Origin of the sequence: Anaeromyxobacter diazotrophicus, assembly GCF_013340205.1 — a bacterium.
In the GTDB taxonomy this organism is placed as follows: domain Bacteria; phylum Myxococcota; class Myxococcia; order Myxococcales; family Anaeromyxobacteraceae; genus Anaeromyxobacter_A; species Anaeromyxobacter_A diazotrophicus.
This window is the reverse complement of the sequence record NZ_BJTG01000003.1, coordinates 565,610-580,040: the sequence shown is the minus strand read 5'-3', so window position 1 is coordinate 580,040 and position 14,431 is coordinate 565,610. Positions and strand designations below refer to the sequence as shown.

At 76.5% G+C, this 14,431-nt stretch carries 15 protein-coding genes, 1 pseudogene and 1 riboswitch; of the genes and pseudogenes, 11 read left to right on the top strand and 5 right to left on the bottom strand.

The genetic code is table 11. From position 1 onward, the window contains the following. Positions 1 to 216, bottom strand: a pseudogene (locus tag HWY08_RS08665) (HNH endonuclease); the annotation flags it as partial. Between the two features lie 646 nt (positions 217 to 862). Between HWY08_RS08665 and HWY08_RS08660 the strand changes: the two are divergent. From HWY08_RS08660 to HWY08_RS08625, 8 genes are all read left to right on the top strand, one after another. After that, a complete protein-coding gene (locus HWY08_RS08660; RefSeq protein WP_176064442.1) occupies positions 863 to 1,108 on the top strand; it encodes a hypothetical protein in 246 nt (81 codons plus the stop codon). Further along, a complete protein-coding gene (locus HWY08_RS08655; protein ID WP_176064441.1) occupies positions 1,105 to 1,440 on the top strand; it encodes a ComEA family DNA-binding protein in 336 nt (111 codons plus the stop codon). The genes HWY08_RS08660 and HWY08_RS08655 overlap by 4 nt, the downstream gene beginning before the upstream one ends. Before the next feature lie 54 nt (positions 1,441 to 1,494). After that, positions 1,495 to 1,668: riboswitch (cobalamin riboswitch) on the top strand. A gap of 66 nt (positions 1,669 to 1,734) precedes the next feature. Continuing rightward, entirely contained in the window at positions 1,735 to 3,660 is a 1,926-nt protein-coding gene (locus HWY08_RS08650) for a TonB-dependent receptor plug domain-containing protein (RefSeq protein WP_176064440.1), read from the top strand. A 17-nt stretch (positions 3,661 to 3,677) separates the two neighbouring features. Then, positions 3,678 to 4,886 (top strand): hypothetical protein, encoded by a 1,209-nt coding sequence (locus tag HWY08_RS08645; RefSeq protein WP_176064439.1) that lies wholly within the window; start codon positions 3,678 to 3,680, stop codon positions 4,884 to 4,886. After that, positions 4,874 to 5,746: an ABC transporter substrate-binding protein gene (locus tag HWY08_RS08640; RefSeq protein ID WP_176064438.1), complete on the top strand. Its 873-nt coding sequence runs from the start codon at positions 4,874 to 4,876 to the stop codon at positions 5,744 to 5,746. The genes HWY08_RS08645 and HWY08_RS08640 overlap by 13 nt, the downstream gene beginning before the upstream one ends. Continuing rightward, positions 5,743 to 6,771, top strand: a complete 1,029-nt coding sequence (locus HWY08_RS08635; RefSeq protein WP_176064437.1) for a FecCD family ABC transporter permease — start codon at positions 5,743 to 5,745, stop codon at positions 6,769 to 6,771. Before HWY08_RS08640 ends, HWY08_RS08635 begins: the two co-directional genes overlap by 4 nt. A gap of 9 nt (positions 6,772 to 6,780) precedes the next feature. After that, entirely contained in the window at positions 6,781 to 7,824 is a 1,044-nt protein-coding gene (locus HWY08_RS08630; RefSeq protein ID WP_176064436.1) for an amidohydrolase family protein, read from the top strand. After that, positions 7,821 to 8,633: an ABC transporter ATP-binding protein gene (locus tag HWY08_RS08625; protein WP_235969525.1), complete on the top strand. Its 813-nt coding sequence runs from the start codon at positions 7,821 to 7,823 to the stop codon at positions 8,631 to 8,633. The genes HWY08_RS08630 and HWY08_RS08625 overlap by 4 nt, the downstream gene beginning before the upstream one ends. On the opposite strand, the gene HWY08_RS08620 is transcribed toward HWY08_RS08625, so the two are convergent. Next, positions 8,623 to 9,453 carry a PorV/PorQ family protein gene (locus HWY08_RS08620; protein WP_176064435.1) on the bottom strand — a complete coding sequence of 277 codons (831 nt, stop codon included), beginning with the start codon at positions 9,451 to 9,453 and terminating at the stop codon, positions 8,623 to 8,625. The genes HWY08_RS08625 and HWY08_RS08620 overlap by 11 nt on opposite strands. A gap of 145 nt (positions 9,454 to 9,598) precedes the next feature. Between HWY08_RS08620 and HWY08_RS08615 the strand changes: the two genes are divergently transcribed. From HWY08_RS08615 to HWY08_RS08605, 3 genes are all read left to right on the top strand, one after another. Next, positions 9,599 to 9,955 (top strand): TraR/DksA family transcriptional regulator, encoded by a 357-nt coding sequence (locus HWY08_RS08615; protein WP_176064434.1) that lies wholly within the window; start codon positions 9,599 to 9,601, stop codon positions 9,953 to 9,955. 115 nt (positions 9,956 to 10,070) lie between these two features. Continuing rightward, positions 10,071 to 10,940, top strand: a complete 870-nt coding sequence (gene galU / locus HWY08_RS08610) for a UTP--glucose-1-phosphate uridylyltransferase GalU (protein ID WP_176064433.1) — start codon at positions 10,071 to 10,073, stop codon at positions 10,938 to 10,940. Further along, entirely contained in the window at positions 10,937 to 11,719 is a 783-nt protein-coding gene (locus tag HWY08_RS08605; protein ID WP_176064432.1) for a hypothetical protein, read from the top strand. The genes galU and HWY08_RS08605 overlap by 4 nt, the downstream gene beginning before the upstream one ends. Here HWY08_RS08605 and HWY08_RS08600 read toward each other — a convergent pair. From HWY08_RS08600 to narH, 3 genes are read right to left on the bottom strand one after another with little or no spacing between them, the layout of a single operon-like run. Continuing rightward, positions 11,667 to 12,386 carry a respiratory nitrate reductase subunit gamma gene (locus HWY08_RS08600; protein ID WP_176064431.1) on the bottom strand — a complete coding sequence of 240 codons (720 nt, stop codon included), beginning with the start codon at positions 12,384 to 12,386 and terminating at the stop codon, positions 11,667 to 11,669. The two genes, HWY08_RS08605 and HWY08_RS08600, sit on opposite strands and share 53 nt — an antisense overlap. Beyond that, positions 12,383 to 12,946, bottom strand: coding sequence for a nitrate reductase molybdenum cofactor assembly chaperone (locus HWY08_RS08595; protein ID WP_235969524.1), 564 nt, complete (start codon positions 12,944 to 12,946; stop codon positions 12,383 to 12,385). The genes HWY08_RS08600 and HWY08_RS08595 overlap by 4 nt, the downstream gene beginning before the upstream one ends. Positions 12,947 to 12,951: 5 nt before the next feature. Further along, positions 12,952 to 14,421: a nitrate reductase subunit beta gene (narH, locus tag HWY08_RS08590; protein ID WP_176064430.1), complete on the bottom strand. Its 1,470-nt coding sequence runs from the start codon at positions 14,419 to 14,421 to the stop codon at positions 12,952 to 12,954. Positions 14,422 to 14,431 lie beyond the last annotated feature (10 nt).

Below are 14,431 nucleotides of genomic sequence, written 5' to 3'. Positions count from 1 at the left end.
GATGCGCCGACCGGCGGCGCCCTCGCTCAGGTGGAGGGCGCGAACGCACCACTCCCACAGGGAAGGATAGCCGGCCTCGGCCCAGGCCCGGCGCTGGTCGAAGACGTCGAGGTGGAGCAGGAACTCGACCTGGGTGTGGCGCTCGTGGCCGGCCAGCTCGGCCAGGCGGTGGAGGAGGGCGACGGTGTCGAGGGAAGCGGGCGCGGCATCGGGCATGGAGACCTCCAGTGCGTGTTCGCTGACGGTAACACGCACTTTTCGAGCCTCCGGGAAGGCCTCTGGCCGCCGCGCCTGCGCGTCTTCGTGAGGTGCCCGCCGACTTCGCCTTCGACGGCGCCGAGCACCCCGCAGGCGCAGGGCGCGGCGCGCTAGCGGGCCATCCTGTTGCATTGCCGGGCCGCGCGCGCGATTCAGCCGTGACTCGGTCAAGCGCGAAAGCGTTCACCGTTGGGGCGTGCGCCGCCGGCCGCACCATGGTTCACCCTCAGAGCCACCGTCGTGAGCCGGGCACGCGCAACCGTCTCGAACGCGCGGCTCCGCCGCGCGTGGAGCGCCCGCTGTCCGAGGCCGGGCCGCCAGCGCGGGCCCGGCTCGCCCATCCTGCCGCGCCCCTCTCTGCCCGCAGTCCGCCGGCCCGCCAAGCCCACCGACGGCCGCTGAGACGCATGCCCTCCTCGAGATGTGATGAATGATGAGCCCGCCGTGGGAGAGGGCCAGGGAGAGGGGCCGCGCCGCGTTCTCAAGGTCCGCGCGCGAGCCCCCGCGCGCCGCCGGAATTCCTTCGCCGCAGCGCTTCGCGGCGAGCACGGCCCTTGCTCTCCTCGCCGCAGGCCGCCCCACGCGGCCCACACGGAGAGCACCCATGAACGAACCGAACGGCGGTGGGGGCAAGAAGCCCCTCGCCGTCTACACCATCGTCGAGCGGGCCGGGAAGCAGTACTGGGTGAAGATCGGCGCCGCCTTCACCAACCGCGACGGCAGCATCAACCTCCACCTCGACGCCCTGCCCGTCGGCTCCAACCGGCTCCAGGTGCGCGAGCAGCGGGTGTGGGACGACGCGCGCCCCGCGAACGGCGCGGCGGCCGAGCCGGCGGAGGCGCGGCCGTGAGGCGCGCCCGCCTGCTCGCCGCCGCGCTGGCGCTCCTCGCCGCCACCCCCGCCCTCGCCGCGAAGAAGCCCCTCGGGGCCGGCGAGCGCATCGACCTCAACCGCGCCAGCGTCTCGCAGCTCATGCGGCTCCCCGGGGTGGGCCGCAAGAAGGCGGAGGCCATCGCCGCACAGCGCGCCCGCGCGCCGTTCCAGCGGCTCGAGGACGTGCTGTCGGTGAAGGGCGTCTCGTCCGGCTGGCTGGAGAAGCAGCGCCCTCACCTCGCGGTGGGCGCTCCCCCCGCGAGCGAGAAGCTGGCGTCCGGGAAGGTGCCGGCCCCTCGCCGTCCTTGACGCCCCGGCGCGCGCCGCGCTACGGAGAGCCCTGCAGCACCCGCTCGGAGGAACAGGGAAGCCGGTCCAGGGCTCTCGAGCCCGATTCCGGCGCGGTCCCGCCACTGTAGCCGGGGAAGCACCTGCGGTTCGTCACCACTGCCGCGCGGACGCTCGCGCGGCGGGAAGGTGGCAGGTGCCGCGGTCGTCGGGAAGTCCCGCCGGCCGCACCCGGGAGCCAGGAGACCTCCCTTCGAGCCGGGCCGCGCATCTCGCGCGGCCCACGGTTTCCGCGTCCGAAGGAGACGCGCGAACTTGGCTCGATCCGTCCGCGCCTGCGCGCTCGCCGCGCACCTCCTCGCGATCGTCCCCGCCGCCGCGGCGGCGGGGGACGAGGGCGCGCGCGCGCCCACCTTCGGGGAGGAGCTGGAGGTGACGGGCGAGCGCCCCCGCACCGCCGCCGCCGACCCCACCGCCGCCTCCACCGTGGTCGAGGCCCACCGGTTCGAGGGCGAGGCGAAGAGCGTGGCCGAGCTCATCGCCACCGCGCCGGGCGTGGCGGTGAGCCAGTACGGCGGGCTGGGCCAGCTCACCACCGTGTCCCTGCGCGGCTCGAGCGCGGCCCAGGTCCAGGTCCTCCTCGACGGCCTGCCGCTCAACACCGCCGCGGGCGGCGGCGTGGACCTGGCGCGCATCCCGCGCGCCTGGATCGAGCGCATCGAGGTGGTGCGCGGGGCGGAGGGCGCGGTGTACGGCGCCGGGACCCTGGGCGGGGTCGTCAACATCGTCACCCGGCGCGCCGCCGCGGGCGCCTGGTCGGCCGAGGCCACCGCCGGCTCGTTCCGCACCTTCGCCGGCTCGGCGGACGGCGCGGTGGGTGGCGAGCGGTGGGGGCTCTTCGGCGCGGCCGCGGTCGAGGACACGAGCGGGCGCTTCGAATACCTGTTCGACCCGACCCCGGCCATGCCCGGCGATGCGCTCGAGCCGCGCCAGCGGGACCACGACGCCTCCTTCACGGCCGGCGGGCTCGCCAAGCTCTGGGCGACGGTGGGCGAGGGACGGCTCGACGCCGTGCTGCAGCTCTCGGGCGGCACCCGCGACCTGCCCGGCTCGCCGTACGCGCTCACGCCCCACGACGGCCAGCGCGACGCGCGCGCCGGGCTGGTGGCACACCTCGCGGAGCCGCTCGGCGAGGGCCTCGTGCTCGTGCTCGGCCTCGACGGCCGCGACGACCGCCTCACCGTGTGGCTCGACCCCTTCCCCACCGCGCGCCAGCGCGACCTCGCCGGCGAGGCCAGCGCCGAGCTGCGCTGGACCACCGGGCCGAGCGAGCTCGCGCTGCGGGCTGCGGGCGGCGGCGAGCGGCTCGAGGTGGAAGGTGGGCGCACGCACGCCTGGGGCACCGCCGCGCTCTCGGCCGCGGAGGAGCTCGCCCTCCTCGGCGGCCGGCTGCGGGTCGCGCCCGCGCTCCGCTTCGACGTCGTGGGGCCCTTCCAGGGCATCTCCGCCAAGCTCGGCGCCTCGCTCCGGGTCGCCGGACCGCTCTCGGTGCGCGCTGGCGCCGGCCGCTCCTTCCGCGCGCCCAGCTTCGCCGAGCTGTACCTCTCGCAGGGGCTCCTCTCGCCCAACCCCGGCCTCGTGCCCGAGACCTCCTGGTCGGCCGACGCCGGGCTCGCGCTCGACGGCCGGCTCGGCCTCGCGCGCGCCACGGTCTTCACGCAGCAGTACCAGGACCTCATCGTCTACGAGCCGGACTCGTTCCGGCGCTTCAAGCCGTTCAACGACGGGAAGGCGGCCGCGAACGGGCTCGAGCTCGAGGCGGCCTCCGCGCCGCGGGGCCCCGCCGCGCTGGCGCTCTCCGGCGCGTACACCCTCCTCGCCACCGAGACGCTCCGCGGCAGCGCGGCGGTGCTCGGCAAGGAGCTGCCACACCGCGCGCGCCACCGGCTCTACGCCCGGCTCGCCGGCGAGCGCGGGCCCGTCGCCGCCCACGCCGAGGCGCAGTGGGTCTCGGCGCAGTTCCAGGACCTCGCCAACTCGCCGGCGCTGCGCGTGCCGCCGGTGCTCACGCTCGGCGCGGGCGCCTCGATCCTGCTCACCCGACGCCCCGAGACGCGGCTCGCGCTCGAGGTGAGAAACCTTCTCGACGACCGCACGCTGCAGGACGGCTTCGGCAACCCCCTCCCGGGCCGCACGGTGACGCTCACCGTGCGCGTTTCCGGTGGAAAGGAATCACCATGAAGAGGACGCTTCTCCCGATGGCAGCCCTCCTCGCGCTCGCGGCCTGCAGCGGCTCGAAGGAGCTCACCTGCGCCGCCGATCAGGGCATCTGCGCGAACGCGTGCACCTCGCTCCTCACCGACGCCCAGAACTGCGGCGCCTGCGGCAAGACCTGCGGCGCAGGCCAGGGGTGCTCGGCCGGCGCCTGCGTGGACTGCGCCGCGAACCCGGCGGCCTGCACGGCCGAGGTGGCGGTGGCGTGCTTCGCCACGAACGACGTGCGGTTCGTCGGGCAGGACCTGACCCAGGTCGGACCGTCGCTCCCGGTGGGGAACGGCCCCAGCGCGTTCGCGCGCGTGGGCGGGACGTTCTACGTCGCGGACGACCTGTCGTCCGACGTGACGCCGTTCACCCTCGCCCCGCTCGCCGCCGGCTCCCCGGTGAACGTGACCTTCACCGGCTCGTACGGGGATCTCTCGAGCCTTTCCGAGCACGGCGGGCTGCTGTGGGCGTCGAACGACCAGGCGAGCACGCTCGTCGTCATCGACCCCAGCGCGGCGCGCGTCGTCGCCGAGGTGAAGCTCGCGCAGACGCAGGGGGAGCGGGTGAACCCGAAGGACATCGCGTTCGTCGGGACGAAGGCCTACCTCGCCATGTACGACGCCGGGGCGGTCGGCGTCCTCGACGTGTCGACCCCGACCTCGCCCAAGGTGCTGAAGCGGATCGACGTCGCGAAGTACGCCACGGCCCCCGCCACCGCCAGCCCCTCCCGCGTCGTCGTGGCCAGCGGCAAGGTTTACGTCACGCTCGCCGACATCCAGGACACCTCGTACGCCATGGTGGCTGGCGCCCACGGCAAGCTGGTGGAGATCGATCCCTCGACCGACGCGGTCGTGGGCGACACGGCGCTCGACCTCGGCCCGGACTGCCTGGACGCGGGCGCGCTCGTGCTCTCGGGCACGACGCTCTGGGTCGGCTGCGGCTACGACGACTTCGCGACCGGGGTCCACGGCGGCGGCCTCCTGCCGGTCGCGGTCGGCGGCGCGAAGCCCCAGCCCGGGGCGATCGTCAAGACGGCGAGCGCCATCTACGCCGTCACCCTTTGCGGCGGAAACGGGTACGCTGGCGCGACCGAGAGCGGGAAGGTGCTCCGGTTCGATGTCATGACGGGCGCCGTCACGGCCATCGCGGACGTTTGCCCGTTCAACGGCTACGCGACCGTGGCCGACGTCGCATGCGTTCGCTGACCGCACTCCTCGCGCTCACCGCGCTCCTCGCTCCCGCCGCCCCTCGCGCCGATCACGGCGCGGGCGCGGCGGCGGGTGGCGTGGAGTGGCTCGGCCCTCCCCCGCCGGCCGCCCCGCGGCGGGTGGTGTCGCTCGCGCCCTCGCTCACCGACACCGCCGTCGCGCTGGGCAAGGCCTCGCTCCTCGTCGGCGTCACCCGCTACGACGACGCGCCCGAGGTGAAGGCGCTGCCGCGGGTGGGCGGCTTCCTCGATCCCTCGCCCGAGGCGGTGCTGGGGCTCCGGCCGGACCTCGTCGTCTGGCTCACCGACGGCGGCGCCTACCCGGCGGTGCGGCGCATCGCCGGGCTGGGCGTGCCGGTGCTGGCGCTGCCGGTGGTGAGCGTGGCGGACGTGCTGGCGGCGTCGCGGGCGATGGGCCGCGCGCTCGGCGACGCGCCCGCCGGCGAGCGGCTGGCGCGCTCGCTCCAGGCCTCCATCGACGCCGCGCAGCGGCGCGCCGCGGCGGGGCCGCGGGTGCGGGTGCTGTTCGTGGTGGGGCGCGATCCGCTCGTCGTGGCCGGGCCGGGGAGCTACCCCGACGAGCTGCTCCGGCTATGCGGCGGCGAGAACGTCGTGAAGGACACCCGGCCCTGGCCGGTCTACCCGCTCGAGCGGGCGGTCGCCGACGCGCCGGCGCTGGTCGTCGACGGCGCGGTGCTCGAGCCGAAGGAGGGCCTGGCCAGGCTCGACACCATCCCGGCGGTGCACCGCGGGGCGGTCTACCGGCTGCGCGACGACGGCGCGCTCCGCCCGGGGCCGCGCCTCGCCGGCGCGCTCGAGGAGCTGTCGGCGGCGCTGCGCGCGGCGGGGGCGCGGTGACCGCGCGGCGCGTCGCGCTCGTCTGCGCGCTCGGCCTCGGCGCCGTCGCGGCGGCGGTCGCCCTCTCCTGCCTGCTCGGGCCGCAGCCGGTGGGGCTCGGCCGCGCGCTCGCCGGCGCCGAGCCCGACCGCTCCATCGTGCTGGGGCTGCGCCTCCCCCGCGCGCTCCTGGCCGCGGTGGTGGGCTGCGCCCTCGCCGCCGCGGGCACGGCGCTGCAGGCGCTCCTGCGCAACCCGCTCGCCGAACCCTTCGTGCTGGGCGTGTCGGGCGGGGCGGCGCTGGGCGGCACGCTGGTGCTCCTCGCCGCCTCGCTCGCCTCCCGCCTCCTCGCCCCGCTCGGCGACGCGCTCGGCTCGGCGCCGCCGGTGGCCGCGGGCGCCATCGCGGGGGCGGCGGCGGCGACGCTGCTCGTCTTCGCGCTCGGCCGCGTCGGCGGGCGGCTCCTGCCCGAGGCGGCGCTCCTCGTGGGCGTCGTCTTCAACGCCTTCGCGGCCGCCGTCATCACCCTGCTCAAGGTGCTCGTGCGCCCCGACGACGCGGCGCGCCTCCTCTACTGGCTCATGGGCGCCATCGGCTACGAGAGCCGGGGCACGCTCGCCCTGGGGGCCGCCTGCGTCGCGGCGGCGGTCGGCGCGCTGGCGCTCCTCTCCGGCCGGCTCAACCTGCTCGCGCTGGGCGACGACGAGGCGGCCAGCCTCGGCGTGCACGTGGGGCGCACCCGCGCCGCGGTGCTGCTCGCGGCGAGCGCCGCCACCGGCGCGGCGGTCGCCCTCTCGGGCATGGTCGGGTTCGTAGGGCTCATCGTGCCCCACGCCGCGCGCCGGGTGCTCGGGCCGGACCACCGGCTGCTGGTCCCCGCCACCGCGCTCTTCGGCGCGGCCTTCCTGGTGCTCGCCGACGCCCTGGCGCGGCTCGCCTTCCTGCCGCTCGGGACCGAGCCGCCGGTCGGCGCGCTGACGGCCTTCCTGGGGGGGCCGCTCTTCCTGTGGCTGCTGCGCCGCGCCGAGGGCGGCCGCCGGGGTTAGACTTCGCGCGTGGAGAGCCCTCCGTTCACCGTCCGTCGCGCCGTGGGGCGCGTGGCCGCGCTCTGCGCCGGCGCGCTGCTCCTCGCCGTCCTCGCCACCTGGGCGGTGCAGCGGGCGCGCCCCGGCCTGTTCCGCCCGGGCGCGGTCCGCTCGGCGCCGCTCCTCCTGCCGCGGATCGACGCGCACCAGCACCTCACGCCCGGCACCGTCGAGGTGGCGGTCCGCCTCGCCGAGCTGCACGGCATCGGCGCGCTGGTGAACCTCTCCGGCGGCGCCGAGGGCGGCGCGCTCGAGGCGCAGCTCGCGGCGGCGCGCCCATACGGCGAGCGGGTGGTCACCTTCATGAACCCCGACCCGCGCGGCTGCTGCGGGGAGGCGTGGGCGGTGCGCGAGGCGGCGCGGGCGGCGCGCGGGCAGGCGCTGGGCGCGCGCGGGCTCTCCGTCGAGATCGCGCCCGGCGTCGACCTGACCGCCGCCTCGGCGCGACCGCTCTTCGAGGCCTGCGCCGCGCTCGGGCTGCCGGTGGCGGTGAGCGCGATCGGCGCCCCGGACGCGGTCGCCGCGCTCGCGGCGCGCTACCCGCTCGTCACCTTCGTCGGCGAGCACTTCGCCGAGCGCTCCGAGGATCCGGCGGCGGTGCGCCGGCTCATGGACGAGCGGCCCAACCTGTGGATCGACGTGGCCGGCCGGGTCGAGGAGCTGGGGCAAGCCCCCGAGGCGGCGCGCGCCGCCATCCTGGCGCACCCCGATCGCGTCCTCTTCGGGACGGAGCTCCGCTACGTCGAGTCGGGCGGCTCGCGCGGGATCGTCCTCGGGGCCGGCGACCCCATCCTGCTCGACGACGAGCTGCTGGGCGGGCGGGAGCGCCGGATCTTCTTCGACGCCACCCTGCGCTTCCTCGAGACGCGGGACCCCGGCCTGCCCGATCCGATCCCCGGGCGCGACCTGCCCGGCCCGGCGGGCCTGGGCCTGCCGCGCGAGGTGCTGCACCGCGTCTACCACCAGAACGCCGAGCGCCTCCTGCGGCTCGGCGCGGTGCGGGTGCAAGGGTGACGGGCCCCGCCCCGCTGGAGCTGCCCACCGGCACGCTGGTGGAGGTGAAGGACGCGTCCTTCTCCTACGGCGCGCGCCCGGCGCTGGAGGGGGTGTCGTTCGCCGCCCAGGCCGGCGAGCTGATCGGACTCCTGGGCCCGAACGGCGCCGGCAAGAGCACGCTGGTGCGGCTCGTGGCGGGGCTCGCCGCGCCCTCGCGCGGCTCGGTGCGGCTGTGCGGGCTCGACCCGGCCACCGCGCCGCGCCGGGCGGTGGCCCGGGTGGCGGCGCTCGTCCCGCAGGAGCCGCGCGCCGGGTGGGCCTTCACCGTGCGCGAGTCGGTCATGATGGGCCGCGCCCCGCGGCAGGGGCTGCTCGGGCTGCCCTCGCGGCTCGACCTGGGCGCGGTGGAGGGGGCGCTCCAGGCGTGCGATCTCGCCGCGCTGGCGGACCGGCGCCTCGACGCGCTCTCCGGCGGCGAGCGGCGCCGCGTCTTCTTCGCGCGCGCGCTGGCGCAGGAGCCGCGGGTCCTGCTCCTCGACGAGCCGACCGCCTTCCTCGACCTCGCTCACCAGGTGGCGGCGATGCGCATGGCGGAGGTGGCCGCGCGCGCCGGCCTGTGCGTGATCGCCGTGCTGCACGACCTCAACCTGGCCGCCGCCTCCTGCGACCGGCTGGTGGTGCTCTCGCGCGGGCGGGTGGTGGCGGAGGGGCCGCCGGCCGCCGTCCTCACCGCCGAGCGCGTGCGCGAGGTGTGGGGGCTGCCGGTCTGGCGCGGCGTCCACGGCGAGACCGGCGCGCCGGTCGTCCTGCCCACCGTCACTGCATGAGGAAGAGCTTCAGCCCGGCGGCGAAGATCCGCTCGTCGGAGCGCTCGATGCACTGGCGGTAGGCGAGGTCGAGCGCGACGCCCGAGGTCGAGACCACGCCCGCGCCCACCGACCAGAAGCTGGCGTGGCGCGTGTCGTCGCGCACGTAGCCGCCGCGCAGCGGGACGAGGTCCGAGACCAGCACCTCGCCGCCGACCGCGAACAGGCTGGTGAGCGCCCCCGGGCCCCGGGCGTCGCCGCGCCAGTCCGCCGTGAGGTGGAAGGTGCGGTCGTCGCCGACCGCCGCGCCGGCCCCGTAGGCGCGCGGCTGCTCGCCGCGGTGGCCGGCGTCGAGCACGTTGTAGATCGCGCCGCCGAGCGAGAAGACGCTCGAGGGTTGCCAGAAGGCGGAGGCGTCGAAGTTGGCGGCGCGCATCTGATCCCGCCCCGGGCCGTCGAGCGACTGGTACTTCCCGGTCACGCCCAGGAAGAGCCGGTCGGCCAGGGGGAAGGCGAGCGGCAGGTGAAAGAGGTTCCCGATCCACGGTCCGGAGAGGACGCGGGTGTAGGCGAAGCCGGCGGCCACGGCCGCCTCCGAGTCCACCACCGAGCCTCCGAAGAGCTGGAGCGCGTTCGAGGCGCCGGTGCGATCGAGCAGCCACTGCGACTCGACCGCGTAGCGCCGGCGCGCGGCGAGCGCGGCGGCGTTGGCGAAGATCGAGTCGTTGCCGCCGGCGAGGCCCCGGTACGCGCCGAGGGCGAGGCCGCGCGCGCCCACCACGTCGGGGACGCCCATCGGCTCCGGCGGCGCGTCGCCGCGGGCGGGGGCGGCGGCCAGCACCGCGAGTAACCCAAGGAGAACAGGAGGATTCCGCACGAGCGCACGATACCGGCGCCGCACGACCCGGGCAAGGCGCGCGCCGCCGCGCGCCGGAGGCGTAGGATCGCGGCAGGCTCCGCGAGCGGGGCCGAGGCGGAGGTGCCCGATGCGCAAGCTGGAGCTGAGCCGGTACCGGAACACCCTCGCGGAGCAGCTCGCCGCGCTCGGCCGGCACGGCGCCGCCACCGCGCAGGAGCTGGCGGAGAGCGGCGACGAGCTCCCCGATCCGGCCGACCGCGCGACCCGCGAGACCGACCTCGAGGGCGAGCTGCGCATGCGCGACCGCGACCGGCGGCTGGCGGCCAAGATCCAGTCGGCGCTGGCCCGGATCGACGCCGGCACGTTCGGCACCTGCGTCGCCTGCGGCCAGCCCATCCCGGCGGAGCGGCTCCGCGCGCGCCCCGAGACGGACCTCTGCATCGACTGCAAGCGCGAGGCGGAGCGCGCGCCGCAGCGCGCGTAGCGGGCGGCGCGCCCAGCCCGGGTGCTCCCGCCGGGGCCGCGCGCCAGGACGCGGCGCCCCGGGCGGCGGTCTTCCGTACCGCTCGCGGGCGGGAGCGGCTAGATTTCGCCGCACCATGGCGCCCGCTCCCATCCGCAAGGCGGTCATCCCCGCAGCCGGCCTCGGCACCCGCTTCCTGCCCGCGACCAAGGCGGTGCCGAAGGAGCTGCTGCCGATCGTGGACACGCCCACGATCCAGTACATCGTGGCGGAGGCGGTGGCGGCCGGCGTGCGCGACGTCATCATCGTGAACGCGAAGGGGAAGGAGACCATCGTCGACCACTTCGACGTGGCGAAGGAGCTCGAGGCGCACCTCGCCAAGACCGGCAAGACGGCGCTGCGCGACGAGATCCGCAGCATCGCCAAGATGGCGAACGTGGTCTCCATCCGGCAGCAGGAGCCGCTCGGGCTGGGCCACGCGGTGCTGTGCGCGAAGGACCTCGTGGGCGACGAGCCGTTCGTGGTGATGCTGGGCGACGACATCATCGACGCGGCGGTGCCGGGGGCGAAGCAGCTGGCCGCCTGCTGGGCGCGGCACGGGCTCGGCACCATCGCGCTCATGGAGGTGCCGCGCGAGGAGACGCACCTCTACGGCATCGCCGCCGGGCAGCCGCTCGACGACCGCACGCTCCGCATCGAGCGGCTGGTCGAGAAGCCGAAGCGAGACCCGCCGTCGAACCTGGCGGTCATCGGCCGGTACGTCTTGCCGCCGCGCATCTTCGAGATCCTGGAGCGCGTGGAGCCCGGCGTGGGCGGCGAGCTCCAGCTCACCGACGCGCTGGCGGTGCTGGCCCGGGAGGAGGGGCTGCTCGGCTACCGCTTCGAGGGCGATCGCTACGACGCGGGCGACCGCTTCGGCTACCTCAAGGCGAACGTCGCCTTCGCGCTCAAGCGCCCCGACCTGCGCCAGCCGCTGCTCGCCTGGCTCCGCGAGGTGGTCCAGTGAGCCGCGCCGTCCGCGGATTCGCCGGCCGCGCCGCCGCGGCGGCGCTGGCGCTGGCGGTGGCGCTCCCCGCCGCCGCCTACCTGCCGCCCGCCTCCGCCATCCTGAAGCGGGCCGCGCAGCGGCGCGAGGAGCTGCACGTGGCCGCGCTCGAGGCGCGCGGCGCGATCGCCTTCTCGGGCGAGGCCGCCCAGCGCGTCGCGGCGGCGCTCGGCGTCCAGGCCCCGGCGGGCGAGCTCACCGTGCCCGCCGTCTTCACCCTGAAGGTGCCGGGCCGGTGCCGGCTCGAGCTCGCCCCCGAGCGCGTCCCGGCGGCCGACCGCCCCGCCGCGTCGCTGCGGGCCGGGCGCGTCCTCGGCCACCGCGGGCTGGAGGCGATGCCCGCGGCGCGCGCGCTCGTCGAGGGGCTGTGCGCGCTGCTCGCCGAGCGCACCGGCCCCGAGGCGGAGCATGCGCTGGCGCAGGGGCTCGCTTCGCGCGGGGTGGCGCTGTCCGAGGTGGCGCTGGGGCGGGTGGGCGGCCGCGTGGCGTGGGTGCTGGGCGGCCGCCCGCGGGAGGGGCGCCCTCAGGCCTGGATCGACAAGCAGAGCTACCAGCCGATCCGGCTCGTCGCCCCGCTGGGCGGCCCGACCCGCGACGTGCGCCTCCTGGACTTCGGCGCCCCGGTGGGCGGCGACGCCTTCCCGCGCGCGGTGGAGGTCTGGAGCGGCGCCGCGCTCGAGGCGCGCTTCACCCTCGAGAAGCTGTGGCTGAACCCCCGCCTGCCGGACGCGGTGTTCTGACCGGGCCGCCCGGCGCGCGCCGCCAGACGACCACCTGCGGCGGCCGCCAGAGGTAGGCGACCGGCAGGCTCGTCAGGTGCGCGAGCTTCGAGAGCGGCAGGAGCGCCACCAGCGCGAAGGCGTTCACGGCGTGGAGCTTCACCGCCGCCGGGAGCGGCGCCATGCGGTCCACCTGCGGTGAGAGCGTCGCCAGGGAGGCGAGCCAGGGCGCGGCGGTCTGCACGTACCACGCCCCGCCCCAGCGCAGCGTGAAGGCGACGTAGAGGCCGGTCGCGGCCTGCAGGAGGAGCAGCGCCAGCACCACCCAGTCCATGGCGCCGGTGCTGGCGCCGAGCCGGGAGCGGCGCACCAGCAGGAGCGCGATCCCGAGCACGGCCAGGCCGCCCAGCGCGAGCCCGCTCACCTCGAGCGCGAGGAGGCGCCCCGGCGCGCCGAGCAGGCGGCCCCACGCGCCGGGGAAGAGCGTGGCGCCGAGGTGCGCCAGCAGGATCGCCAGGATGGCGTAGTGCCACGGCACGGAGCCCCAGTACAGGGCCCGATCCTCCAGGAGCTGCGAGGAGCGCGCCGTCACCGTGTGACGCAGGGTCCGGTAGCGGTGGACGAGGCCACCCACGGCCAGCGCCACCGCGAGGTACGGGAAGATGCCGAAGAGGAACAGGTCGCTCACGTGGCCACCTCCTGCGCGGCGCGCGCCGCGTCGGCGCTCCCGCGGCCGAGCAGCGCGAGCAGCGCGAGCAGCGCCGCCAGCACCTCGCGGTACGGGTTCCGGGGCTCCTCGAGCGAGGCGATCATCTTCTCCAGCGCCGGGACGAGCCCGTCCCGCAGGAGCTCGTCCAGCGCCGGCGCGGGCGGCGCCTGCGCCGCGAAGCGGAGCACCTCGGCCACGTGATCCCCGAGCTCCTCCCGCGGCTGGAACCCGCCGGCGGCGAAGACCTCGGCCAGCTTGGCCAGGAACGGTCCGCGGATGGGCGAGTCCCCGAAGAGCTGGTGGCCGACGTACGGGGCGCACGCGGGCGCCAGGTCGAAGGTGGAGGTGTAGAGCTCCTCCAGCCAGGTGCCGTCGTGGGCCCCCACCGCGGCGGTGAACCGGGCGAGCGCGGTCCCGGCCTCGCCGCGGGCGCCGGCGAGCGCCTGCGCCCGCGCCGCCGCGGCGGCCACCTGGCCGCGCGGGTAGGAGAGGAGGTCCGCGAAGGCGGCGTACAGGTCGCGGCGGCGCGCGTCGGGCACGGTCCTCACCTCCCCACCGGCGGGCGGAGGAACCCGAAGCCGGCGGCGTACTGCCGCTGGGGATCGGCGGTCGGCTCGGTCTGCTCCTCGCGGGCGAGGCCGGGGATGACCACCCGCTCCGGCATGCTGGCGAGCGCCGTCAGCCGGTAGATCTCGTCCGCCTGCCGCGGGGTGAGCCCCGCCGCGGCGAGCGCCCCCGCGGCGGCGGCGGGCGGGAGGTCGCCCACCTGGGCGGCGCGGCGGTGCAGGCGGACCGCGATGAGCTTCCGGTAGGCGGCCTCGACCACCTCGGTGTTCCCGGCGCCGAACAGGCCGGCCAGGTAGCGCAGGGGCAGCCGCGCCCGCTCGAGCGAGGTGAAGAAGCCGCCGTCGCCCTCGGCCGGCCCCGCCAGCGCGGGCAGCAGCGGCGGGACGTAGAAGAGCATGGGGAGCGTCCTCCACTCCGCGTGCAGCGGGAGGGCCAGCCCCCACTCCTTCACGAAGCGCCACACCGGCGAGCGGCGCGCGGCCTCGAGGACCTGCTCGGAGACGCCCGACGCGCGGGCCTCCGCCGCCACCGCCGGATCGGCGGGGTCCAGGAGGACCTCGCGCTGCGCTTCGACCAGCTCGGCGTCCGGCCGCGACGCGGCCGCCGCCAGGCGGTCGGCGTCGTACAGGAGGACGCCCAGGTAGCGGATGCGGCCGACGCAGGTGTGGAAGCAGGCCGGCGCCTCGCCGACCTCGAGGCGCGGGTAGCAGAGGATGCACTTCTCCGACTTCCCGGTGGACCAGTTGTAATAGACCTTCTTGTACGGGCAGGCCGAGATGCACATGCGCCAGGAGCGGCACTTGTCCTGGGAGACGAGGACGACGCCGTCCTCGCCGCGCTTGTAGATCGCGCCCGAGGGGCACGCCGCCACGCAGGCCGGGTTGAGGCAGTGGTTGCAGATGCGCGGCAGGTAGAAGAAGGCGAGCCGCTCGACCTCGAAGAGCTGCTCCCGCTCGGCGGCGGTGAGGCGCGCCAGGCCGGGATCCTGCGCCGCGTAGACCGGCGAGCCGCCCAGGTCGTCGTCCCAGTTCGGCCCGCTCTCGATGTCGATGGGCCGCCCGTCGAGGAGCGAGATGGGGCGGGCGGTGGGCTGGTCGTCGCCGGCGGGGGCGTCGAAGAGGTCCTGGTAACGGTAGGTGAAGGGCTCGTAGTAGTCCTTCAGCACCGGCAGCGCGGGGTTGTGGAAGAGCCGCGCCAGGGTGGCGCCCGGGCCGCCCTGCCGCAGCGCCGGCCGCCCGCCCTCCACGGTCCAGCCGCCGCGGTACTTCTCCTGGTCCTCCCACAGCACCGGGTAGCCGGCCCCCGGCTTCGTCTCGACGTCGTTCCACCACGCGTACTCGACGCCGCGGCGGTCGGTCCACTGGTTCTTGCAGGCGACGCTGCAGGTGTGGCACCCGATGCACTTGTCGAGGTGGAACACCGACGAGATCTGCGCGCGGACGTTCATGGTGCCCTCG

Excerpts from the sequence above, each read along its gene's own strand:
- HWY08_RS08660 (WP_176064442.1), top strand. The coding sequence starts at position 863 with ATGAACGAACCGAACGGCGGTGGGGGCAAGAAGCCCCTCGCCGTCTAC.
- HWY08_RS08645 (WP_176064439.1), top strand. The coding sequence starts at position 3,678 with ATGGCAGCCCTCCTCGCGCTCGCGGCCTGCAGCGGCTCGAAGGAGCTC.
- HWY08_RS08640 (WP_176064438.1), top strand. The coding sequence starts at position 4,874 with ATGCGTTCGCTGACCGCACTCCTCGCGCTCACCGCGCTCCTCGCTCCC.
- HWY08_RS08615 (WP_176064434.1), top strand. The coding sequence starts at position 9,599 with ATGCGCAAGCTGGAGCTGAGCCGGTACCGGAACACCCTCGCGGAGCAG.
- galU (WP_176064433.1), top strand. The coding sequence starts at position 10,071 with ATGGCGCCCGCTCCCATCCGCAAGGCGGTCATCCCCGCAGCCGGCCTC.
- narH (WP_176064430.1), bottom strand. The coding sequence starts at position 14,421 with ATGAACGTCCGCGCGCAGATCTCGTCGGTGTTCCACCTCGACAAGTGC.